The following is a 13,517-nucleotide window of genomic DNA, read 5'->3' as shown; positions in this document are numbered from 1 at the left end:
TTTTGGCTGATAAGATTGCTATTTACAGTAGTGTTATTTACTCTTCGTCCGTAGTGTTCTTCAACTTCATCAGTAAAGAATAAGCACCTTTAACGGCAACCTTTTTACCTTTCAAATCGTTCGTAATGGCTGTTTTCCCTTCCGAAGTTTCGCCTGTTTGTACTGCCATCATAACGAATTTACGCGGACTGGTTTCTACAAAAACATAATCTTTATTCTCGAAACTGACAATCGCATCTTCTGGTAAGAACTGTACTTTTTGGTTTTTGAACTGTAGTTCAGCATTCATGTACATACCAGGAACCAAGCTTTTATCGTACTTTTCGAAATGGCAATGCACTTCACTTCTGCCACCTTCCACGTTATGACTAACTAAAATCACTTCCGTTTCGTATTTCTTATCGGGTTGTACGTTGGTATAGGCTAAAACTCGCTGACCAATACCAATTTGATGCAAATCTTTCTCGAAAATAGTTAAGTTCAAATGGATATCACTTGGGTTAATCAGTTCAAAAATTACATCAGACGGGGTAACGTATTTACCAATATTCACGTTTACCTTGCTCACATAACCATTAATTGGCGAGTACACATTTACTGCTTTCGAAATCTTACCTTCTTCCAATTGAGCAGTACGAATGTTGATCAACTTCAGTTTTTCTATCAATGCAGTATGCTCTACTTTCAGGTTTTGATATTCTATTTCTGCTTGTTGCAAAGTCTTATCGCTATTGGCTTTGCTTAAATTCAGTTCTTTTTGACGGGCAAGTTCTTTGCTAGCATAGTTCAGTTTGTTGTGAATGCTCAGATAATCCTGTTGCAATTGAATGTATTGCGGGTCTTCCATTACGGCAATAAGTTGCCCTTTACGAACCTGTGTACCTGGCAGCATTTTGGTAGTTTTTAGATAGCCACCCAAAGGGATACTTACCGAAACCAAGTTTTGAGGCGGCACGTCAATTTTACCCTGCAGCTTTAAAGTCTCATTAACTTCTCCAAAACCTACTTCTCCTATTTGTAAATCGATATTTTTTGCCTGCTCAACAGTTAGGCTCACTTCATTTTCGTTGATGGGAACAGCTTTTTCCTCTTTCGTTTCGTTGCTGCTACATGCGAATGTCATGGTTAGGGCTAAAGCTCCTAAATATAAATAGTACTTCATTTGTATTATTGCGGTAAAAGGTAATTCAATTCTGTAATGTTTCGGTTCAATTGTTGGATGGCTTCAAAATAACTTTCTCTCATGCTGATGGCCTGATTGTTCAACGTGGTCCATTCCAAATAATTGATTTCTCCGCTTTTCAACTGTTTATTTAAGGTCGAGGTAATTTCTAGAGCAGTTTTTAAACCGTCTTTTTCTAAGCTTTCTACCAATAGCAATTGTTGTTGATATTGGGTATAAGCAGCCTTCAAATTTGTACTGATTTGCTTGTTCGCATTTGCAGTTTCCGATTTTCTAAACTCTTGGTAAGTTTTGGCAGATTTAACTTTATTACGTTGCGAACCACCAAACAAAGGAATGCTCAATCCTAATTGGAACGACTGAAAACGGTCGCTTTGGTCAAAGTTTACACCATCTCTCAGCGTGGTATTGTTATAGCCCACGTTAAACTCTGGCAACAATTTAGATTGCTCCATTTTTGTAGTTGCCAATGCTGCTTTTTCTTCCTGTTGTTGCAGTTTAATGAATGGATGATTTGCCCATTGCAAGGTATCAGCGAAGGTAGATTTCACCTTTAAACTTTCCGCTTTCGGTTTCAATGGTAAATTAGTGTTCAGCAAAAATGCCAGTTGTTGTTGTAAAACCAGTTCTTGAATTTTAAGATTCCTCAACTTCGTGTTTACCTGCAACAACTGATTGTCGGCACTGGCTTTTTCCAACAAACTGCTTTCTCCACTTTTCAACCTCAGTTCTGCCAATTGCTTTAATTTTTTGTAAGAACTATCGGCCTGTAAATAAAGCTGCTGAAGTTTTTCCAACACTACCAAATCGTAGAATATTTGTGTAGTTGCTTTAGTGAGTTCGGCTTTGCTTAGCTCCTTTTGCATTAACGAAGTTTTCCATTCTTCCAAAAACTTGTCCTTCTGCCTTGCATATACATTTGGTAAACTAAAACTCTGGTTTACACTAAATTTATTATCCACCAAATTACTATTGAATTTACCATACTCGCCATTTACGTTTAGCGGAGCAATGGTAGTAGCAGTCTTGCTTAACTGTTGGCTATAATCAGCTTTCAATTGACTGCTTTTTAAACTGATATTGTTCTTGTACAAACTATCTAAAGCCGCATTTAAAGTAATTGGCTGTTGGGCATTAGCCGATGAAACAGAAAACCCAATCAATACCAAAATCATAGTAGCCACTTTTGGCATTTTCTTTTTACGAAGCAAACCTTTTTCGAAGCTTACATATAAAATTGGCAGCACAAACAGTGTTAGTAAAGTAGCAATCATTAAACCTCCAATCACCACAGTGGCCAAGGGGCGTTGTACCGAAGCTCCTGCACCGTTGCTGATCGCCATTGGCAAGAAACCCAGAGATGCTACAAAAGCCGTCATTAATACTGGCCTTAAACGAGTTTTGGTGCCTTTTAATACTACTTTCTTCATGTCCTGTTCTCCTGTTTTTTTAATGTTATTGAACTCGGCTACTAACACAATCCCGTTGAGTACCGCAATGCCAAACAATGCAATAAAACCTACTCCAGCACTGATACTGAAGGGCAATCCACGGAGTGCCAACAAGAATATACCACCAATAGCAGATAATGGAATAGCTGTGTAAATCAGCAAGCCGTATTTGATAGAACCAAAAGCGAAATACAACAACAATAAAATAAGGATTAGCGAGACTGGAACAGCAACCATCAACCTAGATTTTGCTTCGTTTAGGTTTTCAAAAGAACCACCATAAGTAACGGTATAGCCCGTTGGCAATTTAATTTCTGCTTTTACTTTCTCTTGCAGTTCGTTAACGATGCTTTCCACATCTCTCCCATTAACGTTAAAACCTACCAAAATTCTACGTTTGGTATCTTCCCTTTGGATTTGGCTAGGGCTGTTTACCAAAGAAACATTCGCCACCTGCGACAATGGGATTTGATTACCGTTTGGAGTTGGAATCAGCAAATTTTGTACATCCTTAATGTCCATTCGTTTATCGTTATGTAAGCGAACTACCAAATCAAAGCGTTTCTCGCCTTCAAATACCAAACCTGTACTTTGTCCAGCAAATGCGGTATTTACATTTCTGTTAATATCGGCAACATTTAAACCGTACTGCGCAATATCAGCCCTATTGTATTGAACGACAATTTGTGGTGTTCCCGATATTTGTTCTACGTATAATTCTGTAGCTCCCTTTACCGTTCTAACCAAATTGCCCAGCTTTTTTGAATATACCGCCAGCGTGTCGAAATCCTCACCGAAAATCTTCAATACTACGTCCTGTCTAGCACCCGTCATCAACTCATTAAAGCGCATTTGCACTGGAAATTGAAAACTGGTAGTTACTCCTGGAACTTCATTGGCAGCTTCGCCCATTTTTTCAGACAAATCATCAAAGGTTTTAGCAGAAGTCCACTCGCTTTTAGGTTTAAGATTGATGATCATATCGCCCATATCCATTGGCAAAGGTTCTGTTGGCACTTCGCTACTTCCTATTTTGGTTACTATATTTTTTACCTCTGGAAATCTTGCCTTTAGGATGCCAGCTACCTTTTGTATATTCTCGATAGAAGTATTCAGGTTACTGCCCGAAAGCACTCTAGTTTCTACTGCAAAGTCAGCTTCTTCAATAGACGGAATAAACTCGCCACCCAGATTGGCTAAAATGACAACGGCAGTTACAAACAAGCCCAATACAACTGCAATCACTGTTTTTGGGAAACCTAATACTTTTTGTAATAGCTTCTCGTAATGATTTTCTACTTTCGCCATCGCCTTGTCCGAAATATTGGGTTCGGTTTTGATCTTCTTGCTTAAAAATAAGCTCGACATCATGGGAATATAGGTTAAAGAAAGGATGAAGGCACCCAACAAGGCAAAGGCAACAGTCTGCGCCATGGGCTTAAACATCTTTCCTTCAATGCCCTGCAAACTGAAAATTGGCAGATAAACAATCAGGATAATGATTTGACCAAACACTGCACTGTTCATCATTTTGGATGAGGCGCTCTTCACTTCCAAATCCATTTGGTCTTGTTTGAGGAAGGAAATTCCCGCAAACTTTTTACTATGTCCAAGTTGGTGCATCACCGCTTCCACAATAATGACAGCTCCGTCTACAATTAAACCGAAATCTAGCGCTCCTAAGCTCATCAGGTTACCACTTACGCCAAAAATGTTCATCATGATAATGGCGAACAGCATAGAAAGCGGAATAACTGAAGCTACAATGAAGCCAGCTCTTAAATTCCCTAAGAAAATTACGAGTACAAATACGACAATTAAAGCACCTTCAAGTAAGTTGGTTTCTACCGTTTTAATGGCGTTGTTCACCATACTAGTTCTGTCTAGGAATGGCACAATTTCTACGCCTTCGGGTAAGGTTTCTGAAATCTGCTCAATCTTCGCTTTGATGTTATCGATCACCACATTGCTATTGGCGCCTTTCAACATCATCACAATAGCGCCAGAAACTTCACCTTCATCGTTAAAGGTTAAGGCTCCGTATCTGGTAGCAAAGCCGATTTCCACATTAGCCACATTTCTAATGAGTAATGGCGTAGCACCTTCATTAGTTCTAACTACTACGTTTTCGATGTCTTCTTTAGTGCCAATCAATCCTTCAGTTCTGATATATTGAACCGTTGCTTGCTTTTCGATATAAGCACCACCCGTGTTTTGGTTATTGTTCTCTAAGGCATCAAAAATTTCGCTAATGGTCACCTTGTGCGCTACCAATTTATTGGGGTCAATAGTCACTTGATATTGTTTCAGCTTACCACCAAAACTACTCACCTCGGCTACACCTTTAACACCAAGTAGCTGCCGTCTAACCACCCAATCCTGAATGGTACGTAATTCGGTAATGTCATAACGCTTTTCGTAGCCTTTTTTCGGTTTTACTGCGTATTGGTAAATCTCTCCCAATCCTGTAGAAATAGGCCCCATTTCGGGCTTACCAATACCTTTCGGGATTTGTTCCTGTACCACAAGCAACCGTTCGGCCACCTGTTGTCGGGCCCAGTAAACGTCTACATCGTCATTAAAAACCAGCGTAACTAGCGATAAACCGAATCGACTGTAGCTTCTAATTTCTTTGATACCAGCGATATTGCTATTGGCCTGTTCCACTGGAAAAGTAACCAATCGCTCAATATCCGTGGCACCATATGAAGGAGCTGTGGTAATAATTTGCACCTGATTATTGGTGATGTCAGGCACAGCATCTATGGGTAATTTGGTCAGCTCAAAACTGCCATATATGATTAGGGCAATGGTAAATAGCCCGATAATGAGTTTGTTCCTAATGGCAAACTCAATAATTTTATTCAGCATGAAAAAATGGGGATAATCGTTTCTAAATAGCTCGCACACGCTACACTAAAATTATTTTAGCATACCCACCGCAAAGCCGACAAATAGTTCAACTATGTGTGATTAAGAAACAAATTTTGGCGGTTGCCAGATTTTTCCGGAAAATGCCGAATTAGGGATATAATCGTTATTGATTAAGATCTTTTGCTTAGGCAGAATTTGATAAACTTTTTTAGGAATCACCTCAAAAGAAGGTGGTAAAGCTGGACTAGTCACGCTACCTGCAAAAAACTCATGTGTTTTAAAAGGGAGCTGATTGTCTCTTTCCTCATCATTATCTGTATGTGGCACATCGTTGTAATGATTTTCTACATAACTGAAGAAAGTGATGTTGTTATCAAGACTTTTGTGTTCAAAATAATGTTGAAAAAGCACAGGCACCCTTGTAAACTCTTGCAAACCAGTACAAGAAAGCAGATAAAAGCTAAGTAACGATATGTGCAACGTTCTTTTCAACGCTCCAAAATTAGCCAAATGAGGTAAAAATGCAATTATTGATAGCCAAATGTTACAATTAAAAATGCATTGATGATATAATCTTGTGAAGCACAAGGCAGTTGTACAAAAGTAAAAACTCAGCAAATGATTATCATTTTTTAGCGAAGCACGTAGAGTTTATTTTGCCATGAAGTAATAATATTCAGCAAGCTAAACATGATATATTCAATAAGAGCAAAACACGTTTAAATGTTGAAAAAAGAAATAGTCTCCATAAAACCCAAATCGCATTCTAACTTCTTCAACTCATCAAAAGTCCCTAAATACATTTTAGAGGAGTTCTAGTTTATAAAATAGAACTCCGGTTCTATCGAATTGGAGTGATAGGCCTGGCACCAAGATAGATATTTGCCATTATTAAAATCTAACTTTTATAAATGAGCAGCGCATTATTACCATTGCCTCTATTTATGAGATATAAGCTATAAATTTTCTAGGTGGTCGCTTTACACATTTCACAAATTTAATTCACTCATATGATCAAAAATTACTTAATTCTATTACTTTCCATCTTTAGTATAACGGGGCTTTCGGCACAAACTACGGAAACCTTCGAAACGGTTCCAGCTAATGCAAAATCTTTTGTCAGCAATGGTAAAACCTTTAGTTTAAGTACCAACGGCATAAATTTTTACGTTTATGATTCTGGATCAGCGAACCAAGGCTATTCCAACTCCAAAAAATTCATCCATGCAGATGACAGCTATGAACAAAAAGGAATTATTTCTTCTCCTTCTGGATTTAAGGTTAACAATTTATGGATTTATCTTGCCGGCAACGCCCTACAAGAGCCTAATGTAACAAATGATGGCGCTCCAGGCTCAGTTACCTTTATAGGTAAACTTGCTGGATCAACCAAATTTACAGTTACAAAAAGCAATGTTAGCAGCAATATTGGATATGCTTCGCCTGGAAATGGCTTTACTTTCGTTAATTTTTCTAACCTAGAAGGAATGGATAACAGTAACACCCTTATCGACCAGCTAGAAATTCAATTGAGTGCAAATTATGACTATTTTGCTATCGACAATTTCACTACAAGCCCAAATACCGTACTTCCTGTAGATTTGATATCTTTCACGGCTAAAACCGAAAATAATTCGATAAGATTGGACTGGACTACCCAATCGGAAAACAACAATAAATCATTTACCTTATTACGTTCCGATAATAAAATAAACTTCAACCCTATTGCTACCATAAACGGACAAGGAAACAAACAAACCAAAACGGAGTATACTTTTAATGACCGATTGCCATCGGCAGGTACAAACTACTATCAACTCGTACAAACCGACTATAACGGCGATTCTAAACAAATAGGAATTAAAGCTGCGGAATTTGGCTTGGATGCAGAAAATCTAATCACACTGTTTCCAAATCCAGCAACTACATCCGTCAAAGTAAAATTCTCTCAGCAAACAAGCAGAATTGACTTAGTTGACTTGAATGGTCGTTTGATAGAAACAAGCAAGATTGATTCGAGTGCAACTTTCCATAACTTTAATGTAGCCAAATTGCCAGCAGGTATCTATTTCATAAAGTTAAATCAAGAAGTAGCTACTAAATCCATAAAATTTATAAAAATTTAGCGTCTACCCTTAATTAAGTTGGAAAATTTCATGATTTATACCAGACCTTTATAATCAACTTTTGTTATCAAATTTATTTCATCGCATCAATAACATCTTACTCCAAATAAAGCTGCAGGCACATTTTCCGAAGGATGCTCTAATGTTATGGTTAAGTATTTTGTTGTAATCGGTTGATCTAAAAAAATGGAATTGATTGTTTGATAATTGGCTGTCTTTTCAAAAACAACATTGCCTAAATCATCTTTAACAGTATAATTACGCACACAGAAAGGCATCACGTCTTCTGGGTGCCCCATTAAAACACTTTCCATAGGATGGTCGTAATCGGTATCAAAGAATAGTTCTATCTTTTGAATAGTTTGGGCTTCTTCCCATGCTATCTTAAGGCTAGGCGCTTTGTCTTCTTTTGCGGCCACCCATGCATTTGGTTCGTTAACAGGCCTATACACACCAGTTTTAATATTCTCCTTACCAAATTTTATTAAGGATGGATTCAATTTGAAAGCTATATTATGTCCTTCTGGCCTACGTTGAGGGCACCAAAATTCAAATTCGTCTACGCCAATATCTTCTGTGGGAATTTGCTTTCCAAAATTGGATACGGCCTTATTCACAGAATTGAATACAGAAATTACTCCTGTAACACGTTGTTGGGTAAGATGTAGTTTTACTTTAGGATTTTTATGGAAAACGATAAATGCATAAGCTGTTTCTGTAAGCTGGGCAGAAAAATCTACGTGCAAACAGTTGCGACCTGGTTGTATGGCCAAAGTTTGCTTTTCAAGAATAACATCAGGTGTATAATTTGCCAATTTTCCGCTGATTCGAAGTTCGACTTCTAGTGCTGTAACTTCATCAGCCTCGGCATGAAAAATTACCTGAGGCACTTTTCCTTCGCTTAAAGGCAGCATTTGTGCAGTAGCAATTTCTAGGCTTTTCAATAATTCTGATGGCAGTTCATCTAACACATATTCACTTGATGCGGATAGCTTGGCTGTTTGTACCAAATCTGCTCTATCGTTTAATTCATATCCCGGAATATGTTGACCACTTTTGAGCAATTCATCCTGCAATTGACCAATCAGATTTTGATGAATAATTTCTGCTGGGTTTACACCGTTCTCCTTCGCTACAAAAGCAGCCATACCCACCGCTTGGCCCACGTGTGCTGCTGTTGCCATTACCCTTGTAGAAGCAAACGCTACGTGTGTAGCACTAATAATTCGTCCAGTAAGGAAAAGGTTTTTGATGTTTTTGCTGTATAAACAACGGTAAGGAATTTGGTAAATCCCTTTACTATGCCATTGGTTACAGCCAGGTTTCTCACTAAATACGCCATCTGCCGGGTGAAGATCTATCGACCATCCACCAAATGCTACAGCATCATCATGTGTATTTTGTTCGATGATATCTTGTTGGCGCAATATATAATCGCCTTCAAAACGACGGCTTTCTCTTTTACCAGGAATGGTACCTACCCATTCTAAGGTCATGGTTGCTGCTTCTGGGAAGTTGCCCGAATTTTTAATGTAATTCCAAGCGCCATAAACTACTTTCCACAGTTCCATTTTAATCTTTTCGGTGTCGTGTACTGTATCTAATCTTCCACCATATTCCAACCACCACAGTTTACAACCGTACTCTTTGGTGTTAAAGTTTCTAAAACGTGGAATTTCTGTAGCAATGTCTTGCAGGGCAAAATTTGGTGCCGTAAATTTTACTGGTTTGCCAGTATCTTTAGTGTAGAAATACAAACTGTGACCAAGCAGTTCGCCATACTCTTTGGATGGTGCAAATTTTTCACCAAACTCTTCTGTACTCTCGGCGCCCATTCTAAAAGCGGCACCTGCTAAAAAGCCTACAATTCCATCACCAGAGGCATCACAAAACAAAGGAGCATGAATATGGTATTCGGTAGAGTTTTGACTACAAAAAGCCTTTACTGATGAAATTTTTTCTGAGTCAGATTTATGTACTTCGTGAACTGCTGTGTTTAGCAAAAGTGTAATATTAGGCTCAGACAATACTTTATCCAATAGGATGGTATCAAATATTAAAGCATTTCCTTCTTTGTTTTTATAGGTATTTTCTACCAAAACTTCGTCGATAACACCACCTTCTCTACTCCAACGGTTATTGTTACCCATGTGAGAGGTTGCCCCTAAAATCCATAAACGAACTTCACTGGATGAGTTACCTCCTAAAACGGGTCTATCTTGTACTAAAACTACTTTTACACCTTTACGTGCAGCCGTAATGGCAGTACAAACGCCTGCCAGTCCACCGCCAATAACTGCAAAATCTGTGGTTAATTGATTAGATTTTAAATTACGGGAATGTGTTGCCTCTGATATGATCATATTAAATACTCGTTATCTTGGTTATTATAAATTTGGTATGGTTTGGTTTGGTCTACAAATATATTAATAAATCTTATAAATTTCCATTCAACCGAAAATTATCAGTTATTGGTACCATTTACCGTTACGGATAGGTTCTTATCCACACCATTAAGTGTTAATTGTAAGTTGAGTACCACCTGCTTGTCGTAAGGGATTTTTTTCAAAGACCACTCATAGGGATAAGCCACTCGTTGCTGGGCATTTGCATCAAGATTAGTGGTCAAATTAGCTTCTGCATTTTCCAATGGCGGTGTATCCAAATAGGCGTAAATAGAATCCCAACCAAATGGAGACCTGATCCTGAACGCATAAAAAGTGCCCCAATGACTATCTATCGTAGTGGTGTACATTCCTTGTGGCAATTTAGGAGGCTTGGCTTCCGTAAATGGGGTGATTAATGGAAATGAAAGTGCCGAAACGCTTTTTGCACCTAAGGTAAGCTGTGTGGTACGACCATTCATCAACGTAGTAGTTGGTGTGCAATTATCGTTGGTGTAAAGCTCACTTGATGAGTTAGAGGCCACTTTTACGCTATCTGTAAGCGTTAAACTTACCGCAGCGGGGTTAGCAGATTCATTTAAAGCGATAACCCAAAATTTGTTCTCAGAAACAGCCGTAAGATAATTTACATCGGGATTACTCGATTGAACCAAATCTTTCTTTAACACTAGTGTGGCCTCTTTATCCGTATAGATTTTCCCCTTTCCTCCCCCAAAAATCCGATTGTTGAACCAAACGAACCCTTCTTGCCTACTGTATGGAAAATTGATATTTCCTTGCGAACGTTGCATGGCTTCGGTGACTAAAAAATCAACCGAAAAAGCAAGTTGAGAAGGAATATGATGGTAGTAGATAGAACTTACATCAGGCCCTACGTACGGATAATCTACCTTTAGCGGTACATCAGTAAAACCTCTTGCATAATAACCTGGATAGTTGGCGAAACGTCCAATAATGGAGTTACGTGCATAAGTCTGGAAAATTTCTCGATTATTGTATTGGAATATACGCAACAAGTTGGGTGCCCAATTGGACATGTAAACATGCAAAATTTGAGCTTTGGGAAAGAAAAGCGTCACAGGTTGTTCAAAACCTAAACCTACAGGCGAAACAAGGTCTTGAGCAACTTGCTTTTCCTGCACATCACCAGCCACACGAGGATAGCCCAAACGATATTGCTGCGTGCCTTTCCACCAAATGGTGGTAGTTCCACTGTAGTTATTTCCTGGGTGAATGGTTTGCTGATTGGTGGTTACTTTAGGATAAGACCTGATGCCCGCAATGGTATAAAAGGCTGATTTCTCTGCCGCCGTTAAGTAGCGACTATACTTTGTGAGCTCATAAATATCCATCAAATCCCACCAATTAGGATAAAATGAAGTATTGTAAAAACCGTGTTCATCCAGTGCAGTGGTCTTGGTAGCATATACGTCGTTGGTCAAAAACAAATCAGCACCCCGAATGGCATCGCTTAACCAAGATGCGATTTGGGTCATTCGGTAGGCCGCTAGTTTTTCCGTCCAACTATTGGTGGTGGTTCTCAGTTCCCCATTGGGCAATGCCAAATCAACCAACCAAGGGTTAGCCCCTTTGGTCAGCTTATCCAAACCTTCAAAATAGGCTACATTAAACTCCTTACTGTATGGACTTAATTTGAGCGAGCTTTCGGTAGGTGTATACAAAGTTCCTTGCTTGTTAGACCATCTGTAGCCACGTCGTGACAGGGTATATTCGATAGCAGGAAGGGCTCTTTTAAGGTACATATCTTCATCTTGTCCAAGTACCGCTGCCGACAGTAACATCAAGGGCGAAGTATTCACCACTACTGGAGCAATGACAGGGTCTTGTTCAATGTCATAAAATCCTTTCATGTTGGTATCCCAACCTGATGCATTGTCATTTTTAATCAGGTCTACCATATTTAAGGCCGCATTGGTTAAGGATGTGGTGCCTTGCTTGCGATAATCTTTAACATCGTAAACTTTGTTGGATAGGTATTCTAAAGCTCCATCCCAAGTACTTGGCAGGGCACCTATCATAAATTCGCGAGTAGTGGACTGACCTGTATTCAGCTTTGAGTCGGCAAAACCTAAAATGGGTCCGAAAGCTAAAGGTTGTACCTGGTTACTTTCGTTTTTAAGCGAAAATCCCATCGGAGAAGTTTCGCCAGTGGCCCATTCTAAAGGAAAGTTTGATAATGCACCTGCTACAAAATAACTGTACGGCGTATTGTTCACCGTAGTTTCAACAATACTTACAGGTTGTGGCGTAAGCGCACTTGGAACCATTAGTGGTTGGCTGGGCAAACGCTGATATTGAAACATAGGAGGTAACTGCACATTTTTTACCGCACTTGCAGCAATGGGCTGTAAAGCGGCCACGGCAAAACTGTAATAGCCTGTTGCGGTTGCTTGGTAATTAAGCGTTAAACTCAAATGATTTACTCCTGCTGCCAATTTCCATATTCCTGTTAAGGTATATCCACTATCGCTCGCATAGGTCACATTTATTTGCTCGTCGGATATTTTGATAACAGAAGTAGCCCTGCACAATAATAATTGGCCAGCACTAAATGGATTTTTACCGTTGGCTTGGTCAAATACTGAAAAGGTTTGTCCCATGCTTTGGAACGTACTCATTCCTGCAGCATTTTCCCAAGCAGGGTTAACGCCAATATAATTGACGTCAGGCGTAGCTTCATGTAGTAAAAAAATCCTGTTGGATTCCACTCCCGTATTCACGGCAGTCCATTGGCCACCATTATACAAACTAGTAGTGCTCACGATACGCGGTAAATTAGTGGCCGCATCTAATACCGTAACAAACTGCAGTTTTAACTTACCGTTGTTCATTTCGGCATTTGTTGTTGCGGAGCTGGTTATGGGTAGATACGGCGCTGCCACTAAAGCTGAGGGCGGAATTGATTCCAGTTTTTTAGGACTTATTTTGAAAGCCTGCAATGCCGTTAAACTTTGCAGATTAGGGTTAAACGAAGTAACCGTAGTTAACAGCAAGGCATCGCAACGTCCAAAATAACCTCTGGTGTCTTTGATACGTAAAAGCGTTTCTGCTGTATCAAGCGTAGCGGTGCCTACTTTTTCCCAGTAATAGCCATCCTGTCCGTGTATGCCAGATTCCTGACTCATGGCAACCTCATTTACGTAAATCAAGAATCGCCGTGTACCAGGCCTATTATCGGGATAATCCCTAGAGCGGGTCCAAATATCGTAAGTGCCAGCGGTTTTAACGTTGATAGCAGTGTAGGCATTGGCGTTTGGCGTAGCGGTTTGCCCCACACTTAAAATGGCACCGCTTGATACACCAATTTCATTACTAGCCATCCACCGATCGGGAAACTGAAATTCTTCGGCTTCTACCAAAAAGGTGTTGGAGGTGGTTTGTGCTTTAATTTGAATCAGACAACTGATGAAAAAAAGAAAGCCTGTGAGCAATACTTTAGGTTGTTTCATACCTCAAA

6 protein-coding genes are annotated in these 13,517 nt (G+C 39.4%); 1 reads left to right on the top strand and 5 read right to left on the bottom strand.

Annotated features, from left to right (window positions below; genetic code table 11):
- Positions 1–37: 37 nt before the first annotated feature.
- From CRO54_RS04280 to CRO54_RS04270, 3 genes are all read right to left on the bottom strand, one after another.
- A complete protein-coding gene (locus tag CRO54_RS04280) occupies positions 38–1,162 on the bottom strand; it encodes an efflux RND transporter periplasmic adaptor subunit (RefSeq protein ID WP_097129056.1) in 1,125 nt (374 codons plus the stop codon).
- A gap of 5 nt (positions 1,163–1,167) precedes the next feature.
- Positions 1,168–5,505: a CusA/CzcA family heavy metal efflux RND transporter gene (locus CRO54_RS04275; protein ID WP_097129054.1), complete on the bottom strand. Its 4,338-nt coding sequence runs from the start codon at positions 5,503–5,505 to the stop codon at positions 1,168–1,170.
- Between the two features lie 102 nt (positions 5,506–5,607).
- Positions 5,608–6,000, bottom strand: coding sequence for a hypothetical protein (locus CRO54_RS04270; protein ID WP_138765747.1), 393 nt, complete (start codon positions 5,998–6,000; stop codon positions 5,608–5,610).
- 518 nt (positions 6,001–6,518) lie between these two features.
- Between CRO54_RS04270 and CRO54_RS04265 the strand changes: the two genes are divergently transcribed.
- Positions 6,519–7,634, top strand: a complete 1,116-nt coding sequence (locus tag CRO54_RS04265) for a T9SS type A sorting domain-containing protein (RefSeq protein WP_097129050.1) — start codon at positions 6,519–6,521, stop codon at positions 7,632–7,634.
- An 86-nt stretch (positions 7,635–7,720) separates the two neighbouring features.
- On the opposite strand, the gene CRO54_RS04260 is transcribed toward CRO54_RS04265, so the two are convergent.
- The gene (locus tag CRO54_RS04260) at positions 7,721–9,997 is read right to left on the bottom strand and encodes an FAD-dependent oxidoreductase (RefSeq protein WP_097129048.1); all 2,277 of its coding nucleotides are present in this window, start codon (positions 9,995–9,997) and stop codon (positions 7,721–7,723) included.
- Positions 9,998–10,098: 101 nt separating this feature from the next.
- Positions 10,099–13,509, bottom strand: coding sequence for a glycoside hydrolase family protein (locus CRO54_RS04255; RefSeq protein ID WP_179747330.1), 3,411 nt, complete (start codon positions 13,507–13,509; stop codon positions 10,099–10,101).
- Between the last annotated feature and the right edge of the window lie 8 nt (positions 13,510–13,517).

Source organism: Pedobacter xixiisoli (genome assembly GCF_900215335.1).
Taxonomy (GTDB): domain Bacteria; phylum Bacteroidota; class Bacteroidia; order Sphingobacteriales; family Sphingobacteriaceae; genus Pedobacter; species Pedobacter xixiisoli.
The sequence above is the reverse complement of the archived record's forward strand: the minus strand, read 5'-3'. Positions and strand labels throughout refer to the sequence as shown.